General features: G+C 67.1%; 20 protein-coding genes. 14 read left to right on the top strand and 6 right to left on the bottom strand.

Annotation, left to right across the window (positions count from 1 at the left end; all coding sequences use genetic code 11):
* Window position 1: 1 nt before the first annotated feature.
* The 5 genes from BSP_RS14910 to flhA are packed head-to-tail and all read left to right on the top strand — an operon-like array spanning window position 2 to window position 5443.
* Window positions 2–649 carry a flagellar assembly protein FlbE gene (locus BSP_RS14910; protein WP_152950850.1) on the top strand — a complete coding sequence of 216 codons (648 nt, stop codon included), beginning with the start codon at window positions 2–4 and terminating at the stop codon, window positions 647–649.
* A complete protein-coding gene (gene fliN, locus BSP_RS14905) occupies window positions 649–981 on the top strand; it encodes a flagellar motor switch protein FliN (RefSeq protein ID WP_054766496.1) in 333 nt (110 codons plus the stop codon). The genes BSP_RS14910 and fliN overlap by 1 nt, the downstream gene beginning before the upstream one ends.
* A gap of 46 nt (window positions 982–1027) precedes the next feature.
* On the top strand, window positions 1028–2443 hold the full coding sequence (locus BSP_RS14900) for a sigma-54-dependent Fis family transcriptional regulator (protein ID WP_054766495.1): 1416 nt from the start codon (window positions 1028–1030) through the stop codon (window positions 2441–2443).
* A 2-nt stretch (window positions 2444–2445) separates the two neighbouring features.
* Window positions 2446–3342 carry a class A beta-lactamase gene (gene bla, locus BSP_RS14895; protein ID WP_370513363.1) on the top strand — a complete coding sequence of 299 codons (897 nt, stop codon included), beginning with the start codon at window positions 2446–2448 and terminating at the stop codon, window positions 3340–3342.
* A 10-nt stretch (window positions 3343–3352) separates the two neighbouring features.
* Complete coding sequence (flhA, locus tag BSP_RS14890) at window positions 3353–5443, top strand: flagellar biosynthesis protein FlhA (RefSeq protein ID WP_152951167.1); 2091 nt, start codon at window positions 3353–3355, stop codon at window positions 5441–5443.
* On the opposite strand, the gene BSP_RS14885 is transcribed toward flhA, so the two are convergent.
* The gene (locus BSP_RS14885) at window positions 5440–6150 is read right to left on the bottom strand and encodes a hypothetical protein (RefSeq protein ID WP_054766493.1); all 711 of its coding nucleotides are present in this window, start codon (window positions 6148–6150) and stop codon (window positions 5440–5442) included. The two genes, flhA and BSP_RS14885, sit on opposite strands and share 4 nt — an antisense overlap.
* Before the next feature lie 132 nt (window positions 6151–6282).
* On the opposite strand from BSP_RS14885, the gene BSP_RS14880 reads away from it, so the two are divergent.
* The 5 genes from BSP_RS14880 to BSP_RS14860 all read left to right on the top strand — a co-directional run bounded on the left by BSP_RS14880 (window position 6283) and on the right by BSP_RS14860 (window position 9995).
* Window positions 6283–7809, top strand: coding sequence for a CHASE3 domain-containing protein (locus tag BSP_RS14880; protein WP_227975983.1), 1527 nt, complete (start codon window positions 6283–6285; stop codon window positions 7807–7809).
* Window positions 7806–8228: a response regulator gene (locus BSP_RS14875; protein ID WP_224761032.1), complete on the top strand. Its 423-nt coding sequence runs from the start codon at window positions 7806–7808 to the stop codon at window positions 8226–8228. The genes BSP_RS14880 and BSP_RS14875 overlap by 4 nt, the downstream gene beginning before the upstream one ends.
* Window positions 8229–8230: 2 nt before the next feature.
* On the top strand, window positions 8231–9268 hold the full coding sequence (locus BSP_RS14870; RefSeq protein ID WP_152950848.1) for a histidine kinase dimerization/phosphoacceptor domain -containing protein: 1038 nt from the start codon (window positions 8231–8233) through the stop codon (window positions 9266–9268).
* A gap of 15 nt (window positions 9269–9283) precedes the next feature.
* On the top strand, window positions 9284–9727 hold the full coding sequence (locus tag BSP_RS14865; protein ID WP_152950847.1) for an NUDIX domain-containing protein: 444 nt from the start codon (window positions 9284–9286) through the stop codon (window positions 9725–9727).
* An 85-nt stretch (window positions 9728–9812) separates the two neighbouring features.
* Window positions 9813–9995, top strand: coding sequence for a CsbD family protein (locus BSP_RS14860; RefSeq protein ID WP_054766490.1), 183 nt, complete (start codon window positions 9813–9815; stop codon window positions 9993–9995).
* Between the two features lie 63 nt (window positions 9996–10058).
* Here BSP_RS14860 and BSP_RS14855 read toward each other — a convergent pair whose 3' ends face one another.
* The 5 genes from BSP_RS14855 to BSP_RS14835 are packed head-to-tail and all read right to left on the bottom strand — an operon-like array spanning window position 10059 to window position 14058.
* Window positions 10059–10541 carry a hypothetical protein gene (locus tag BSP_RS14855; protein ID WP_054766489.1) on the bottom strand — a complete coding sequence of 161 codons (483 nt, stop codon included), beginning with the start codon at window positions 10539–10541 and terminating at the stop codon, window positions 10059–10061.
* A gap of 50 nt (window positions 10542–10591) precedes the next feature.
* Window positions 10592–11770 (bottom strand): VWA domain-containing protein, encoded by a 1179-nt coding sequence (locus BSP_RS14850; RefSeq protein WP_152950846.1) that lies wholly within the window; start codon window positions 11768–11770, stop codon window positions 10592–10594.
* Window positions 11771–11798: 28 nt separating this feature from the next.
* Entirely contained in the window at window positions 11799–12467 is a 669-nt protein-coding gene (locus BSP_RS14845) for a hypothetical protein (RefSeq protein WP_152950845.1), read from the bottom strand.
* 48 nt (window positions 12468–12515) lie between these two features.
* The gene (locus BSP_RS14840) at window positions 12516–13043 is read right to left on the bottom strand and encodes a GNAT family N-acetyltransferase (RefSeq protein WP_152950844.1); all 528 of its coding nucleotides are present in this window, start codon (window positions 13041–13043) and stop codon (window positions 12516–12518) included.
* 16 nt (window positions 13044–13059) lie between these two features.
* On the bottom strand, window positions 13060–14058 hold the full coding sequence (locus BSP_RS14835) for a zinc-binding alcohol dehydrogenase family protein (RefSeq protein ID WP_152950843.1): 999 nt from the start codon (window positions 14056–14058) through the stop codon (window positions 13060–13062).
* A 132-nt stretch (window positions 14059–14190) separates the two neighbouring features.
* Between BSP_RS14835 and BSP_RS14830 the strand changes: the two genes are divergently transcribed.
* The 4 genes from BSP_RS14830 (at window position 14191) to BSP_RS14815 (ending at window position 16871) form a co-directional block, all read left to right on the top strand.
* Entirely contained in the window at window positions 14191–14916 is a 726-nt protein-coding gene (locus BSP_RS14830; RefSeq protein ID WP_194167035.1) for a histone deacetylase family protein, read from the top strand.
* 40 nt (window positions 14917–14956) lie between these two features.
* Entirely contained in the window at window positions 14957–15616 is a 660-nt protein-coding gene (locus BSP_RS14825; protein WP_152950842.1) for a histidine phosphatase family protein, read from the top strand.
* Window positions 15617–15664: 48 nt separating this feature from the next.
* Window positions 15665–15916 carry an exodeoxyribonuclease VII small subunit gene (locus BSP_RS14820; RefSeq protein ID WP_054766482.1) on the top strand — a complete coding sequence of 84 codons (252 nt, stop codon included), beginning with the start codon at window positions 15665–15667 and terminating at the stop codon, window positions 15914–15916.
* A gap of 79 nt (window positions 15917–15995) precedes the next feature.
* Window positions 15996–16871 carry a polyprenyl synthetase family protein gene (locus tag BSP_RS14815; RefSeq protein ID WP_152951165.1) on the top strand — a complete coding sequence of 292 codons (876 nt, stop codon included), beginning with the start codon at window positions 15996–15998 and terminating at the stop codon, window positions 16869–16871.
* Window positions 16872–16907: the final 36 nt, after the last annotated feature.

Below are 16907 nucleotides of genomic sequence, written 5' to 3'. Positions count from 1 at the left end.
CATGAGCACCCCCTTCGCCTTTGACACCGAGTTCGACGCCGACGGCGCGGTGGTGCGCGCAAGCGCCTGGAAGCCGGTCAAACGCAGCTACATGCCCGCAGAGGTCGAGGCCCTGGTCGCCACCGCCCGGCTGGAGGCGCGCCAGGAGGCCCTCGCCGAGGTCGAAAACATCCGGGCCATGGCCCTGACCAACATCGCCCAGGCCGCCGCCGCCGCCCTGCCGTCGCTGCGAACCGTCGCCCAGACCCATCGCGAACAGTCCGCCGACCTGGCCCTGGCGGCGGCGCGGGCCATCGCCGACGCCGCCCTGCACCGCTTCCCCCAGGCGCCGTTGCGCGCCGCCCTGGAGTCCCTGGCTCAAGAGATCGACGCCTCGCCGCGCCTGGTGATCCGGGCCTCGGGCCTGGACGAGGTGGTGCGCGGACAGATCGAACAGGCCTGCGCCGACAGCGGCTTCACCGGCGTCGTCGCCTTCCGCGACGAACCCGGCATGGCGGTCGCCGCCTTCCAGCTGGAGTGGGCCGACGGTCGCGCCGATCACGATCCCGAAGGTTCCGCCGCCCGCGTCGCGGAGGCCCTGAGCGCCGCCCTGGCGGCCGAGACGGGACACGCCGAACCCCCAATCCACACCGACCGGAGTGAGTTCTGATGGCCTCCGACGATCTATCGCTCGAGGAATTTCCCGACTCCACCGCCCTGGCCGTCGCCGACGACGCGGGCGAAAAAACCGCCGCCGATCTGGCGACGGTGTTCGAGGTTCCGGTCAATATCTCGGCCGTGCTGGGCAAGTCGCACATGTCGGTCGCCCAGTTGCTGAAGCTGAACAAGGGTTCGGTGCTGGAGCTGGACCGCAAGGTCGGCGAGGCGATCGACATTTTCGTCAACAACCGTCTGATCGCACGCGGCGAGGTCGTCGTGGTCGAGGATCGGCTGGGCGTGACCATGACGGAAATCATCAAGACTGAGGACTCGGGCGGCTGACGCGCGCTGCGCGTCGGACCGGGTGAAGGATTAGAGGAGAAGAACGATGCGTCTTCTGGTGGTAGGCAGACTGAGCGGACAGCTCGCTTCGGCGGTGAAGATGGCCATGGCGCACGGCGCCAAGGTCAGTCACGTCGAGCGCGCGGATCAGGCGACAGAACAGCTTCGACGGGGGCAGGGCGCCGACCTGCTGATGGTCGATTATCAGCTCGACATCGCCGCCTTGATCGCCGCGAACGAGGCCGAGCGGATCACTGTGCCGGTGGTGGCCTTCGGGGTCGACGCCGACGCCCGCGAGGCGGCCGCCGCCATCAAGGCCGGGGCCAAGGAGTTCATCCCCCTGCCGCCCGATGCGGAGATGATAGCGGCGGTCCTGGCCGCCGTCGCCGACGACGAAAAGCCGATGATCTCGGCCGATCCGGCGATGAAGGCGGTGCTGCAACTGGCCGATCAGGTGGCGCGCTCCGAAGCCTCCATCCTGATCACCGGCGAAAGCGGCGTCGGCAAGGAGGTGATGGCGCGCTACATGCACGACCATTCGCGCCGGTCCGAAAAGCCCTTCATCAGCGTCAACTGCGCGGCCATTCCCGATAATCTGCTGGAATCGGAACTGTTCGGTCACGAGAAGGGCGCCTTCACGGGCGCCGTCGCCCGCCGGATCGGCAAGTTCGAAGAGGCCGACGGCGGCACCCTGCTGCTGGACGAAATCTCCGAGATGGACGCCCGGCTCCAGGCCAAGCTGCTGCGCGCCATCCAGGAGCGGGTGATCGACCGGGTGGGCGGCTCCAAGCCCGTGCCGGTGAATATCCGCATCATCGCCACCTCCAACCGCGATCTGGCCAAGGCCGTCGCGGAAGGCACGTTCCGCGAAGACCTTCTGTACCGGCTGAACGTCGTCAATCTGCGCCTGCCGGCCCTGCGCGAACGGCCGGGCGACATCGGGGTGCTGGCCGATCACTTCATCAAGAAATATGCGGCGGCCAACGGCGTGCCCGAGCGGCCGATGTCGGCGCGGGCGCGTCAGGCGATCAGCGCCCACCGCTGGCCCGGCAACGTCCGTGAGCTGGAAAACGCCATGCACCGGGCCGTGCTGCTGGCGACCGGACCCGAGATCGATGTGGACGCCATCCGCCTGCCGGACGGCCAGCCGCTGACGGCGGAAGGCGGCGGCATGATGGGAACGGCGGCCGTGGGGAACCCCTATGGCGGCGGCGTTGCGGCCCGGGCGGCCCAGGCGGCCGACGCCGTGACCCGCAGCTTCGTCGGCCAGACGGTGGCGGCGATGGAGAAGACCCTGATCCTGGACACCCTGACCCACTGTCTGGGCAATCGCACCCATGCGGCCAACATCCTGGGCATCTCCATCCGGACCCTGCGCAACAAGCTGAACGAATACGCCGAGGAGGGGACGGTCATTCCCGCCCCGCAATCCGGCGTCTCGGCCTCGGGCTACGCCGCCTGAGCATGGGGCGCGGTCTGGACAGGCGGAGGCTGATGGCCGGCGCAGGCGCGCTGGGCCTGGCCGCCTGCACGCCGCGCAGCCAGACCAAGGTCAAGGCCGAGGCGGCCCCGGACCTGTTCCTGAACGATCTGGAGACGCGTTGGGGCGGGCGGCTGGGCGTCGCCGCCCTGGACGTCGGCAGCGGGGTGCGGGCGCTGTGGCGCAGCCAGGAGCGGTTTCCCTTCTGCTCGACCTTCAAACCCTTTCTGGCGGCGGCCATCCTGCAAAGGGTGCAGCGGGACGAGGAAAGGCTGGACCGGCCGGTCCGCATCACCTCGGCCGACATCATTCCCCATGCGCCCGTGACCGAAAAGGCGGTGGGGCGGACGCTCACCATCCGCGAACTGATGCAGGCGGCGGTGGAGGTCAGCGACAATCCGGCCGCCAATATCCTGATCCGCGAGATGGGCGGAATCGGCGTATGGCGTTCGTGGTGGCCGACCTTCGGCGACACGACGACCGTCATCTCTCGGCTGGAGCCGGACTTGAACACCGCCCTGCCTGACGATCCGCGCGACACCTGCCTGCCGGAACAGACCGTCGCCAACATCCGCGAAATGGCCTTCAGCGATCGACTGACGCCGGCGCACGACGCCCTGCTGCACGGCTGGCTGACCGCCTCCCCGACCGGCCCCAACCGGATCAAGGCGGGCGCGCCCGAGGGTTGGAGCGTCGCGCACAAGACCGGCTCGGGCGCCCGCGGCACGACGAACGACGTGGGCATGCTGACCCCGCTCAGCGGTTCGCCGGTCATCATCGCCGCCTATTTCACCGGCGCCGCCTCGGCGACGGAGGATCAGCGCGACGCCGTGATCGCCGAGGCCACCCGCCGCGCCTTGAAGGCCCTGGGCCGTGACTGATGCGCCGATCATGATGAAGGACGGCATGGCGCGCCCCACCGGTCGCGACGTGCTGAGCTGGATCAACCGCGGCGAAGTGCTGATGGCGGTCGGCGTGATCGGGGTGATCATGCTGCTGATCCTGCCGGTTCCGAAGATGCTTCTGGACCTGCTGCTGGCGATCTCGCTGGTCTCGTCCGTGCTGATCCTGATGACCGCCGTGATGATGAAGAAGCCGCTGGACTTCGCCATCTTCCCGACGGTTCTGCTGGTCTCGACCCTGTTCCGCCTGGGCCTGAACCTGGCCTCGACGCGGCTGATCCTGACCCACGGTCAGGAAGGGCACGACAGCGCCGGCCAGGTGATCAACGCCTTCGGCGAGCTGATGATGGGCGGCAACTTCATCATCGGTGTGATCATCTTCGCCATCATCCTGGTGGTGAACTTCGTCGTCATCACCAAGGGTTCGACCCGGATCGCCGAAGTCTCGGCCCGCTTCACCCTGGACTCCATGCCGGGCAAGCAGATGGCGATCGACGCCGACCTGTCGTCGGGCCTGATCACCGAGGACCAGGCCAAGCTGCGCCGCAAGGAGCTGGAGCAGGAATCGACCTTCTTCGGGGCCATGGACGGCGCCTCGAAGTTCGTGCGCGGCGACGCCGTCGCCGGCCTGATCATCACCTTCATCAACGCCATCGGCGGCATATTGATCGGCACCCTGCAGCACGGCATGCCGGCCATGGACGCCGCCAACACCTATGTGCAGCTGACCATCGGCGACGGTCTGGTCACCCAGGTGCCGGCCATCATCATCTCGATCGCCGCCGGCTTCCTGGTGTCCAAGGCCGGCGTCGAGGGCACGGCGGACAAGGCCCTGGTGACCCAGCTGGCCACCAACCCCGTGTCTCTGGGCGTGGTGTCGGGGGCGGCGGGTCTGATCGGCCTGATCCCCGGCATGCCGCTGATCCCCTTTGCCGCCCTGGCCATCGGTTCGGGCTTCATGGCCTGGCGCCTGGGCCGCCAACGGCTCAAGCCCCAGCCGACGGAGGCCGAGGTCGCCGCTGCGGCCGCCCCCAAGGAGGAGGTCGAAGAGCCGATCTCGAACGTGCTGACGATCGACGAGGTCAAGATCGAGCTGGGCTATTCGCTGCTCAGCCTGATCAATGATCTGGAAGGGCGGCGTCTGACCGACCAGATCAAGGCGCTCCGTCGATCGCTGGCCCAGGAATACGGCTTCGTCATGCCGCAGGTCCGCATTCTGGACAATATGCGCCTGCCGACCCAGGGCTACGCCATCCGCATCAAGGAGATGGAGGCTGGGGCGGGCGAGGTGCGTCTAGGGCATCTGATGGCGATGGACCCGGCGGGGGGCCAGGTGGATCTGCCGGGCGAACATATGCGCGAGCCCGCCTTCGGCCTGCCCGCCACCTGGATCAGCGAAACCCTGCGCGAAGAAGCGACCTTCCACGGCTATACGCTGGTCGATCCCTCCACGGTCCTGACGACGCACCTGACCGAGATCCTGAAGGAGAATATGGCGGACCTGCTGTCCTACGGCGAGGTGCAGAAGCTGCTGAAGGAGTTGGGAACCGAAGAGAAGAAGCTGGTCGAGGAGCTGATCCCCAGCGTCGTCAGCGTCACCACCCTGCAAAGGGTGCTTCAGGCCCTGCTGCGCGAGAAGGTGTCGATCCGCGATCTGCCCGCCATTCTGGAAGGGCTGGCCGAGGCCGCGCCCCACAGCACCAGCGTCACCACCCTGGTCGAACACGTCCGCGCCCGCCTGGCCCGTCAGCTGTGCTGGCAGCACCAGGGCGGCGACGGCGCCCTGCCGATCGTCACCCTGTCGCCCGAATGGGAGAACGCCTTCGCCGAAAGCCTGATCGGCGGCGGCGAGGACAAGCAGCTGGCCATGGCGCCGTCGCGGCTGCAGGACTTCATCCGCGCCGTCCGCGACACCTTCGAACGGATCGCCATGTCCGGCGAGAATCCCGTCCTGCTGACCGGGCCCCAGACTCGCCCCTATGTCCGCTCGATCATCGAGCGGTTCCGGGGCCAGACGGTGGTCATGAGCCAGAACGAAATCCACCCCCGCGCCAAGCTTCGGACCCTGGGCCAGGTCTAGTCGGCGACCGTCCAGCCGCCGGCGGAGGCGGCGCGCGCGGCCTCATTGACCGGGCGGGCGATCAGGCCGGACTGGGTGATCCAGACCTCATAGCGCGCGCCCTCGGCCATCGGCATATAGGCGGCCGAGCCGTAGAGGGTATCGGCGGCGTCGATGTAGCGCCGGTAACGCCGGATCGCGTCCCAGGCCTCGACCTTATAGGGCAGGGCGCCGTTGCGGGCGTTTTCCTCGATGGCCGCCAGATCATAGGCGCTGCGTTCGGCGGTCAACTCCTGTTCGACCGTGCGATAGCGACCCGACAGGCGTTCCAGCCGATATTGGGAATCCAGACCCAGCACATTGGCCCAAGGTTTCCACTTCAGCACCTGGGCGTCGATCCGCCAGTCGTCGCCGTGGACAGGATAGAGGGTCGCTGCGGCCGGCCTGTCCTGCGACAGGGGCGTCAGCTCGATCTCATAATACTGCGGCCCGAGGCGCCTCAGTTCCAGGCTCGCCACCGGACGTTCATAGGTCAGCCGGTCGTAGGTCTGAAGGTTCAGGCCGAACAGGGTCGCCAGGGACGCCAGCCAGAGGACGCCGCCGCCGAGCGCCGCGCCCGCCACGCCCCGCACCGCCCTGCCGCCGAACAGGGCGCGCAAGCCGCGGACCAGCAGAACCAGGCCGATCAGGGCCGCCGCCGCCGGTAAAATCCACCACCACCAGATCATCGCTCTTCCCCCCGTTTTCCGCCCGCCGCAGACCGGCAAGCCAGACCATACGCATCAGAAGACGCGAAAGGCCCAAGAGTTTCGTGTGACTGCCGTTTGACGCAGCCTCGGTCGCCGCTAATGCTGCGCCGCATGAAACTTCCCTCGAGCCAAAGCTGGTCGCGGTTCAGCGAATTTGTGCGCACGCCCTCCCTGGCGCGGTCCGTCACCGGCCTGCTGGTCCTGGCCTTCGTCCTGCTGCTGACGGTCAACATCTCGACCTTCGTGATGATCCAGCGCACGGCGGCGGTGAACGATGCGATCGAACACGCCCAGCAGATGCGGCGCCAGTCCCGCTCGGTCCTGATCGCCATGTTGAACGCCGAAACCGCTCAGCGCGGCTTTCTGCTGACCGGCCGCAGCGATTTCCTGACGCCCTTTGAGGAGGCGCGGGCCGCGCGCGAGCCCGCCCTGGCGTTTCTCGAAGAAGGCGCGGCGGCCGACCCGACGCTCCGGGCGCCGGTGGCCCAAATTCGTCGGCTCTCCGACGCCAAGCTGAGGGAGATGGAGGCGACCCTGGCCCTGGCGCGTGAGGGCCGCATCGGCCAGGCGATCCAGACGGTGCGGTCCGGCGAAGGCAAACGCTATATGGACGAGCTGCGCCAGACCATCGACGATTTCGACGCCTTCAAGTCCGCGCGCATCGCCGAACGGACCCGCGTGTCCGAGCGCGCCGCCATGATGACCGTGGTGATGAACGCCATCACCGGCCTGCTGGTCCTGGTCCTTGCGCTGCTCTCGGCCTGGATGGTGCGGCGCTATGTCGGCGAGATTCAGCACGCGCGCGAGGAGGTGGCCGCCATCAACGCCGGCCTGGAGGACATGGTGCGCGACCGCACCGCCGCCCTGACCCGCGCCAATGAGGAAATCCAGCGCTTCGCCTATATCGTCAGCCACGATCTGCGCGCGCCCCTGGTCAATGTGATGGGCTACACGTCCGAACTGGAGCAGGCCGGGAAGATCATCGAGCGCGGCGTGACGGAGGCCGAGGCGGAGGGCGAGGTGCCGGCCGACATCGTCACCGCCGTGCGTGAAGACATGCCCGAGGCCCTGGGCTTCATCCGCGCCTCGACCGAGAAGATGGACCGGCTCATCAACGCCATCCTGCGCCTGTCGCGCGAGGGGCGTCGCAATCTCCTGCCGGAGACCCTGGACATGACGGCCATGGCCCGCAACATCGCCGACAGCGTCCACCATCAGACCGAGGCCGCCGGCGCCCAGATCCGGGTGGAGGCCCTGCCGTCGATCGAAAGCGACCGCCTGTCGATGGAGCAGATTCTGGGCAATCTGGTCGACAATGCTGTCAAATATCTGGACGCCGGCCGCCCTGGCGAAATCGTCATATCGGGCGAAGACCTGCCCGGGGGCTGGGTCGTCTATCGGGTCGCGGACAACGGGCGAGGAATCGCCGCGCGGGACCACGAACGCATCTTCGAACTGTTCCGGCGCTCCGGGAAACAGGACCGAAGAGGCGAGGGCCTGGGCCTGGCCTTCGTCCGCAACAGCGTTCGGCGCATCGGCGGCACGATCGATATCGAGTCCGAGCTTGGCAAGGGCTCGACTTTCCTCCTGAAATTCCCCAAACGACTGATCCTGTCGGAACCTGGAGGCGTACTGTGACGCAAGCCGTCAAAATCATCATGGTCGAGGATGACCACGGTCACGCCAAACTGATCGAAAAGAACATCCGTCGCGCCAACATCAGCAACGAGATCAAGCATTTCGACGAGGGCGGCGCGGCTCTGGACTATCTGTTCAGCGCGGAAATCCTGGCCAACGGCCCGCTGCTGATCCTGCTGGACCTGAACCTGCCTGACATGTCGGGCACGGACATTCTGGAAAAGGTGAAGGCCGACGACCGTTTGAAGCGGGCGCCCGTCGTGGTTCTGACCACCACTGACGACAAGGTCGAAATCCAGCGCTGCTACGACCTGGGCTGCAACGTCTACATCACCAAGCCTGTCGATTATGAGTCCTTCGCCGGCGCGATCCGTCAGCTGGGTCTCTTCCTTTCGGTCATGCAGGCGCCGGAGATTTAACGATCGGACTGTCCGGCCCCATTCGTCTGCTCTACATCGACGACGACCGCGGCCTGTCGCGGCTGGTCGAGAAGGAACTGACCCGCCACGGCTACGCCGTCACCTGCGCCCCGGACGGCGACGCGGGGTTGGAGCTGCTCGCCGCCAACCAGTACGACATCTGCGCCCTGGACCACTATATGCCCAGCCGGGACGGTCTGGACGTCCTGCCGGACATCCTGGCCCTGCCGGCCCCGCCGCCCGTGGTCTATGTGACGGGGGCTCAGGACGGGCGGATCGCCGTCGCCGCCCTGCGCGCCGGGGCCGCGGACTATGTCATCAAGGACGTGTCCGAGGACTTCACCTCCCTGCTGCGCTCGGCCCTGGAGGACGCCCTGCTGCGTCGGCGGCTTCAGCGCGAGAACGAGATCGCCCAGGAAGAGATCCGTCTGGCCCGCGACCGCGCCGAGGCCATGCTGCGCGAGGTCAATCACCGCGTCGGCAATTCGCTGCAACTGGTGTCCAGCTTCATGTCCCTGCAGATGCGCCACATCAGCGACGAGGGCGCGCGCGAGGCTCTGCGTGAATCCCAGGCCCGGATCGAGGCCGTGGCCCACGTCCATCGCCGCCTCTACACCTCCGGCGACATGAGCCGGGTGGCGATGGACGAATATCTGCAGGGCCTGATGGACGAGCTGTCCAAGTCGCTCGGGCCCGGCGAAGGTTCGCCGCGTCTGGTCGTCGACGCCGCTCCCCTTTGGGTCACGACGGATCAGGCCGTGTCCCTGGGCGTCGTCGTCGCCGAACTGGTCACCAATGCGGTGAAATACGCCTATCAGCCTGGGCAGGGCGGGGAGATCCGCATCAGTCTGAAGCCGGACGGCGAGCATCGCGCCCTGTTGACGGTCGAAGACGACGGTCCGGGTCTGGGAGACGGAACACCCAAGGGCACCGGCCTGGGCGGCAAGATCATTTCGGCCATGGCCTCGGGCCTGCGCTCAGCCGTCGAGTTCGACGCGGCGCACAAGGGCGTGCGCGCCAAGTTGGCGTTCGACCTCTAAGGTCGGATCTGCATCATGCTTCAGTTCGGCCTTCGTAATCCCGCGCTCGACTATCGCCACCGCGCCACGGCCTTCGGCGTGGTGGAGCGCGACGGCCTGATCGCCTGCGTCCGGGTCGAACGACCGGCCGGCGCCTATTTCGATCTTCCCGGCGGGGCGGTGGACGGCGAGGAGACCGAGGTCGAGGCCCTGGTGCGCGAGTTCGTCGAGGAGACCGGCCTGTCTGTGACGCCTCTGAACCGCATCGCCGAGGCGGGCCAGTATCATCTGAAAAGCACCGGCGAGCCCCTCTGCAACGTCGGCGGCTTCTGGACCGCGACGGTCACGGCCGAGAACCCCCAGGCCAAGTGCGAGGATGATCACACCCTGGTCTGGCTGGACCCGACCGTGGCTCTGTCGCGCCTCCGCCACGACTCCCACGCCTGGGCGGTCGCGGTGTGGCTGCGCCGGGCAAGCTGAGCCTTACGGAACGGCCCGGACCCGCTCCCGTTTCTCCTTCACCTTGCAGCGCCATCGCGGCGTCGCTCGAAACAGGAGAATTCCCATGGCAGATCATGACCGTATTGAAGGCTCCGCCAAGAATGTCGGCGGCAAGATCAAGGAAGGCGTCGGCAAGATGACCGGCGATTCCAAGCTTCAGGCTGAGGGGAAGGCGGACCAGGTCGAAGGCAAGGTCCAAAACGCGGTCGGCGGCGTGAAGGACAGCCTGCGCGACAATCGCAACTGACGCGACCGACTATTTAAAGACGTTCAACGCCGTCCGCAGTCGCGGGCGGCGTTTTCGTTCGGGTCAGTCACCCCATAGCTTCAGCGTCAGCCCCTTGTCCTGGGGCGCCCCAACCGGTCGGCATTCCGAGCTGAAGCCGCCCCGTTCGGGACGGGGGCGGCAATCCACCTCCTTGGGCCGGGGAGAGTCGGTCGGCGCCCGCGACTGGGGGCCGCACTGCAGGCCGTAGGACGAGCCGCCCTGGGCCGCCTGGGCCATCTGGCAGTCGCCCGCCATCCCCTCAGGGCGCAGGGCGTCGGGCAGATCCGGCCCCAGAGCCAGGGCCAGCTGGGCGCGAACCTCGGCCTGACAGACTTCCAGCGATCTCGCGCCGCGCAGCTGCGGGCTGCACCGCGCCCGCTCATAGCCGAACGGATCGGCGAGACCCCATTCCGGAACATTGTGGGCGGGACGCGGCGGCGGGGCTTCGGCGGCGGGCGGCGCCTCCCACACCACGGTCGGGGCGGCCTGTTGGGCCAGAAGAAGCAGGGCGAAGGCGGCGAGCATGTCTCTGGCCTCTTTCACAATCCACGGGACGGCTCGCCCCGCAGGCGAACCTACCTTGTCAGCGCCCGCATCGCCTTGTCGAGCCCTTCCAGCGTCAGGGGGAACATTCGGTCGTCCATCAGCTCCCGCAACAGGCCGACCGAGGCGGTGTAGCTCCAATACCGTTCCTGCACCGGGTTCAGCCAGACCGACTTGTCCCACTGCTGACGGGCCCGCTTCATCCACACCGCCCCGGCCTCCTCGTTCCAGTGTTCGACCGAACCACCGGGCATGGTGATCTCATAGGGGCTCATGGTCGCATCGCCGACGAAGATGGCGCGCCAGTCGCCGGGGTATTTGTGCAGCAGGTCCCAGGTGGCGATCCGCTCGGTGTGACGCCGCCGGTTGTCTTTCCAGACGCCTTCGTACAGGCAGTTGTGGAAATAGAAGAATTCCAGGTTCTTGAACTCGGTCCGGGCGGCCGAGAACAGCTCCTCCACCAGCTTGATGTGGCCGTCCATCGAACCGCCGATGTCCAGGAACAGCAGCACCTTGATCGTGTTGCGTCGCTCTGGCCGCATCTGGATGTCCAGCCAGCCCTGGCGCGCCGTGCCGTCGATGGTGCCGTCGATGTCCAGCTCTTCCGCCGCCCCTTCGCGCGCGAACCGGCGCAGGCGACGCAAGGCAACCTTGATGTTGCGCGTGCCCAGTTCGACCGTGTCGTCCAGGTTCTTGAACTCGCGCTTCTCCCAGACCTTGACGGCCCGGCCATGTCGTCCGGGTCCGCCAATCCGCACGCCTTCCGGATTATAGCCGCCGTGACCGAAGGGGCTGGTCCCGCCTGTGCCGATCCATTTCGAGCCGCCGGAATGGCGTTCCTTCTGCTCCTCCAGCCGCTGTTTCAGCGTCTCCATCAGCCTGTCGAACCCACCGAGCGCCTCGATCTGGGCCTTTTCGTCGTCGGTCAGATATTTCTCGTTGAGCAGCCGCAGCCATTCCTCGGGGATGTCGGTCGTCAGATCTTCGCCCGCGCCGACAGATTCGACGCCCTTGAACACGGTCCCGAACACCTGGTCGAACCGGTCATAGTGTTTCTCGTCCTTGACCAGCACCGCGCGCGACAGGTGGTAGAAGGTCTCGACCTCGCGGCCCGCCAGATCGTGATCCATGGCCTCCATCAGATGGAGCCATTCCTTCATCGACACCGGAATCTTGGCGTCGCGGAGGGCGGTGAAGAAGGGCAGGAGCATGGGCTCTTAATGCCGCAAAGCCGAAGCTTTAGGGAGCGACTTTCTCTGTCGGGAGGCTGCGCGAGAACATGATCGCGCCCACGAGGTTTGTGGGCGTATCGCCTTCTGACGGTCCCGTCACACGCCCCTTGAAACTCCATTCGCCTTGATGGGTCACCAGAACGAGTGTGAGCATGGGACGACCGTCGATCTTGATATCATAGCCGGCGACGCGCTGGGCCGGGGCATCGTTGATGGTAGCGGTAATCAGCCCCTCGGCGTGGGGCTTTGCATCCGGCCATCGCTGCACAATCGCGTTCATTGTGTCTTGAATTATGGCTTCCTCGCTGAAGTATCGCGCATAGCGTGTGGCGTAGCTAGTGAAGTTAACTTCCAGCAGGCGCGTGTTGCATCCCACGTCCTCACCTTCCCCAATCGAGGCTGCAGCGGGGTAGATGGTGATCTTGTCGTATTCCGGGTCTGAGAAGGCGCACACCATGCCGCTGGCTTTGTGACGGACCGTGGGGGTAGCGTCGGTGGTGATATTCTCGAAATAGCGTGCCGCATTGGCCGAGGCGATCAACTGGTCGGCGTAGGATCGGGCGGTGGCGATCTCCTCAACATTCGGCGGTTTGTTGTCAGGCGCCGTGTCTTGAGTATGGGCTGCTGTAGAATAGGCAGCCAGCAATAGCGCAATTGCAGCGACGCGGTTTGACACCGTGAACTCCTCCCTTTTTTTAAGAAAAGCACGCAGCTCGCCGAACGTCTATCCGCGCCGCAAGATGAACTCGTGGTCGCGCCAGGCGCCGACCGGGTATTCATACTCGCCCGCCTTCTTGAACCCATAGGCGGCGTACAGGCGCTGGGCCTTTTCGTTGCCGCTCCAGACGCCGATCCAGAGCGGCCCCTGGGTGTGGGCCTCCATCCAGTCCAGCGACAGGGTCAGCAGCTTCGTGCCCAGGCCCAGACCCTGGGCGGCCTTGGATACATACAGGCGGCGCAGCTCCATATGCTCCGGGCGCGCCTCCGGATGGGGCAGGCCGTTGGGGCCGGCGTTGGCGAAGGCCAGCAGTTCGCCGTCCCGCTCGGCCACCCACCAGGCTGCGTTGGGTTCGGCGAGCTTTTTCCGCGTCGGCTCGGGATCGAAACTGGCGTCCAGAAAGGCCGCCAGGTCCGCCTCGGGATAGGGAATGCCGAAGCCGGTCACGAAGGTCTCGACGAAGGTCCGCCGACCCAGGGCGCCCAGGGCTTCGGCGTCTTCAGGGCGGGGGGAGCGGATCAGGATTTCGGTCATGATCCGCCCCTTAGCCTCAGAAGCCGTCCAGCGCGACCTTGCCGATCGTCGAGCCGCTTTCCAACTGACGATGCCCGTCCAGAAGGGTCTCGACCGAAAGCCGGCCCAGGTTGCGGGTCAGGGTGGTGCGGATGGCGCCGGCGTCGACCGCCTCCGACACGGCGTTCAGGATTTCGTGCTGCCGGATCATGTCGGGGGTCTGGTGGACCGGCCGGGTGAACATGAACTCCCACACGAAACCGGCCGCCTTCTGCTTCAGCAGTTCGACCGGCAGACCCTTGAAGTCGTCAATGGCGCCGATGACCCCCTGGGGCGCCACGGCGCGGGCTAGGGCCTCGAAATGGCCGGCCGTGTGGGTCAGGGATGCGATATATTTCGGCGCCCGTTCGCCGGCTTCCGTCAGGGCTTCGTCGATGGGGCGGGAATGGTCGATGACGGCGTCCGCCCCCTGGTCCAGGCACCATTGACGGGTCTCAGGGCGAGACGCGGTGGCGACGACACGCAGTTTCGTCATGGCCTTGGCGATCTGGATCAGGATGGACCCGACCCCGCCGGCGCCGCCGACGATCAACAGGCTCTCGTCCTCGTCCCGGTCGGCCTTCATCCGGTCGAACAGCAGTTCCCAAGCGGTGACGGCGGTCAGGGGCAGGGCGGCGGCCTCGGCATAGGTCAGGGACTGCGGCTTGCGACCCACGATCCGTTCGTCCACCGCCTGACGCTCCGCGTTCGAGCCGGGGCGGTCGATCTGACCGGCGTAGAAGACCTCGTCTCCGACCTTGAACAGGCTGACCTCCGCCCCGACGCCGATCACCACGCCTGCGGCGTCATAGCCCAGGATGCTGGGCTGGTCCGGCTGCCGACTGCTGCGCACCTTTGTATCCACGGGGTTCAGGCTGACGGCCTTGACCGCAACAAGCAGATCCCGCGGGCGCAGGTCCGGCTCGGCGGCCTCGAACGCGATCAGGGCGGCGGGATCGGAAACGGGGCGGGGGCCGGTCGTGCCGATGGCCTTCATGGGGAAGCTCCTGGGTTCGTGTCGTCGCGTCCCACATCGGCGCCGATACGGTTCGGCACAAGGCGGGGGCTGCGTCTTCCTCGCCGGGCCCGTCTGGCGCGACGCCGTCGACCGTGCAAAGTCAGGGGGATGATCTCGTTGCCGATCTTCACCCATCCGTCGATGCTGGCCCATGCGCCGGGAGCCGGTCATCCCGAAAGTCCGGCCCGCCTCAAGGCGGTTCTGGACGCCCTGGACGACGCGGTTCGGGCGGTGGCGCGGGGCGAGACCGCCCGCGCCTTCGCCGCCGTGCGCCCGCCCGGCCACCATGCTGAGCCGGACCGGGCCATGGGTTTCTGCCTCTTCTCCTCCGTCGCGGTCGCGGCGCGCGCAGCCCAGGCGGAAGGGATGGCGCGGGTGGCGGTGGTCGATTTCGACGTCCACCACGGCAACGGCACCCAGGCGGCGTTCGAGCGGGACGAAAGCCTGTTCCTGGCCTCGATCCATCAAATGCCCCTCTATCCGGGCACGGGCGCGGCGGATGAGGTCGGGGTCGGCAATATCGTCAATGCGCCGGTCGGGCCCCATACGCTGCGTGAAACCTGGCGCGCGACCTTCGCCGGCGGACTGATGCCGGCGCTGGAGGCCTTCCGGCCCGACCTGATTCTGATCTCGGCCGGCTTCGACGCCCATCGGCGCGATCCCCTGGCGCATCAGTCTCTGGAGGCCGAGGATTTCGCCTGGGCGACTCGCGCCGTTCTGGAGGTCGCGCGCCGGACCTGCTCAGGCAAGGTTGTGTCGGCGCTCGAGGGGGGGTACGACCTTGAAGGACTAGGCCGCTCCGCGGTCGCACACGTCGCCGCGCTCGGGGAGGAATAGGACGTATAACGCCTTGAAAGCTAAGGCCCGTCCGCTCGCCATGCCAGTCCCCGCCCTGTCTCTCGATTCGACTGAAGTCGCCGATTCCGGCCCGACCGAGGCGGTTGCGCCGCGCGCCCTGACCGGTCGGCCGGGCTCCATCACCCTGACCCGTCATGGCGAACCCGCCCTGTCGCGCAAATGCCTGATCACGGCGCGCCAGTACGGTGACTGGTGGGCGAAGTATGAGGTCGGCGGTCTGCTGGCGGGCCAGACGCCCCCGCCCGAACTGGTCGCCGCCGCCCAGGGCGCCGGCGCCATCTACGCCTCCACCCGCCAGCGGGCCCAGGAGACGGCCGCCGCCGTCGTCGCCGGGCGGGAAGTGATGTCGGACGTCATGTTCATCGAGGCGCCCCTGCCGCCGCCGCCGATCCCCGACTGGATCAAGCTGTCGCCGAAATGGTGGGGGGTGGTGTCGCGCTTCTGGTGGCACGCCTTCGATCATCACGGCGGCCAGGAGACCCGGGCCCAGGCCGAGGTTCGCGCCGAACAGGCGGCCCGCAAGCTGATCGCCCGCGCCGAGACCGGCCAGGACGTCCTGGTCTTCGCCCACGGCTATTTCAACCATATGGTCGGCGCGCGTCTGAAGGCCGACGGGTGGAAACTGGTGCATAACCAGGGCTTCAAATACTGGTCGCAGCGCCGTTACGAAAAACGCTAGCCGCATAACCGTTGATGCGGGGCGACCGGGTCTTTAGGGTCGCGCGCCATGACCGACGCCGCACCCGCCATTCCCGCCGACCTCAGCTTCGAAGACGCGCTGCAGCGTCTGGAGACCATCGTCTCGCGCCTGGAATCCGGCCAGGCGCCGCTGGAGGAATCCATCGCCCTGTACGAAGAGGGCGCCCGGCTGAAGGCCCATTGCGAGGCGCGTCTGAAGGCGGCCCAACTGCGGGTCGAAAAGATCGTGGTCGGGCCGGACGGCCAGGCCAAGGGCGTTGAGGCGGCGTCGTTCGAATGAGGCCGCATCGTCCTCTTGCGGCCAAGGGCGGTCGATCGTCTTGAACCGGGTCATCGCCGCCAATTCGCCCGAGCAGGCCGTGATCGACCGGGTCGCCGAGGTCGCCGATCTGGTGACGGTGGCGCTGGATGAGCTGTTGCCGCGCGCCGAAGGGCCGGAATCCCGCCTGACCGAGGCCATGCGCTATGCGGCCCTGGGACCGGGGAAACGGCTGCGGCCCTTTTTCGCCCTTGAGGCGGCGCGGCTGTTCGACATCGACGCGCGGTCGGTGCTGCGCGCCGCCTGCGCCCTGGAATGCGTCCATGCCTACAGCCTGGTCCACGACGACCTGCCCTGTATGGACGACGACGACATGCGGCGCGGCCGCCCGACCGTCCACCGCGCCTATGACGAGGCCACGGCGGTCCTGGCCGGCGACGCGCTTCAGACGGCGGCCTTCGACATCATTCTGCACGAGGACACCCACGACGATCCCGCCGTCCGCTGCGAGCTGGCGGCGCGGCTGTCGCTGGCCTCGGGCGCGCGGGGCATGGCGGGCGGCCAGATGATCGACCTCCTGGGGGTTCGCGACGACCTGGGCGGGGTCGCCCGGATGCAGCGGCTCAAGACGGGCGCCCTGTTCGCCTACGCCTTCGAAATTCCGCTGATCATCGCCGAGGCTTCGGCCCAGCATCAGCACGCCCTGATCAGCTTCGCCCACGACGTCGGCCTGGCCTATCAGATCGTCGACGATATTCTGGACGCCGAGGGTTCGGCCGAAGAAATGGGCAAGGCCGCCGGCGGCAAGGACGCGGCCTTGGGCAAGACCAATTTCGTCACCCTGCTGGGGCTGGACGAGGCGCGACAGAGGGTCGCGCTGTTGTCCGATCAGGCCCGCGCCCATCTGGAGTCCTTTGGCGATGAGGCGGAAATCCTCAAGGCGAGCGTGGACTTTGTGCTAAGGCGCCGGTCCTGATACGAAACGTCGACCGCCCTCGCGGGTTGATTGATC

The organism is Brevundimonas sp. Bb-A (genome assembly GCF_009394735.1).
Lineage (GTDB): Bacteria > Pseudomonadota > Alphaproteobacteria > Caulobacterales > Caulobacteraceae > Brevundimonas > Brevundimonas aurantiaca.
The sequence above is the reverse complement of the archived record's forward strand: the minus strand, read 5'-3'. Positions and strand labels throughout refer to the sequence as shown.

Bases quoted from the DNA above. Each gene is read 5' to 3' on its own strand.
- BSP_RS14850 (WP_152950846.1), bottom strand. From the start codon at position 11,770: ATGCTCCTGCCCTTCTTCACCGCCCTCCGCGACGCCAAGATTCCGGTG.
- flhA (WP_152951167.1), top strand. From the start codon at position 3,353: ATGATGAAGGACGGCATGGCGCGCCCCACCGGTCGCGACGTGCTGAGC.
- BSP_RS14910 (WP_152950850.1), top strand. From the start codon at position 2: ATGAGCACCCCCTTCGCCTTTGACACCGAGTTCGACGCCGACGGCGCG.
- BSP_RS14835 (WP_152950843.1), bottom strand. From the start codon at position 14,058: ATGAAGGCCATCGGCACGACCGGCCCCCGCCCCGTTTCCGATCCCGCC.
- BSP_RS14865 (WP_152950847.1), top strand. From the start codon at position 9,284: ATGCTTCAGTTCGGCCTTCGTAATCCCGCGCTCGACTATCGCCACCGC.
- BSP_RS14825 (WP_152950842.1), top strand. From the start codon at position 14,957: ATGCCAGTCCCCGCCCTGTCTCTCGATTCGACTGAAGTCGCCGATTCC.
- BSP_RS14860 (WP_054766490.1), top strand. From the start codon at position 9,813: ATGGCAGATCATGACCGTATTGAAGGCTCCGCCAAGAATGTCGGCGGC.
- BSP_RS14900 (WP_054766495.1), top strand. From the start codon at position 1,028: ATGCGTCTTCTGGTGGTAGGCAGACTGAGCGGACAGCTCGCTTCGGCG.
- BSP_RS14820 (WP_054766482.1), top strand. From the start codon at position 15,665: ATGACCGACGCCGCACCCGCCATTCCCGCCGACCTCAGCTTCGAAGAC.
- fliN (WP_054766496.1), top strand. From the start codon at position 649: ATGGCCTCCGACGATCTATCGCTCGAGGAATTTCCCGACTCCACCGCC.
- BSP_RS14840 (WP_152950844.1), bottom strand. From the start codon at position 13,043: ATGACCGAAATCCTGATCCGCTCCCCCCGCCCTGAAGACGCCGAAGCC.
- BSP_RS14855 (WP_054766489.1), bottom strand. From the start codon at position 10,541: ATGCTCGCCGCCTTCGCCCTGCTTCTTCTGGCCCAACAGGCCGCCCCG.
- BSP_RS14880 (WP_227975983.1), top strand. From the start codon at position 6,283: ATGAAACTTCCCTCGAGCCAAAGCTGGTCGCGGTTCAGCGAATTTGTG.
- BSP_RS14885 (WP_054766493.1), bottom strand. From the start codon at position 6,150: ATGATCTGGTGGTGGTGGATTTTACCGGCGGCGGCGGCCCTGATCGGC.
- bla (WP_370513363.1), top strand. From the start codon at position 2,446: ATGGGGCGCGGTCTGGACAGGCGGAGGCTGATGGCCGGCGCAGGCGCG.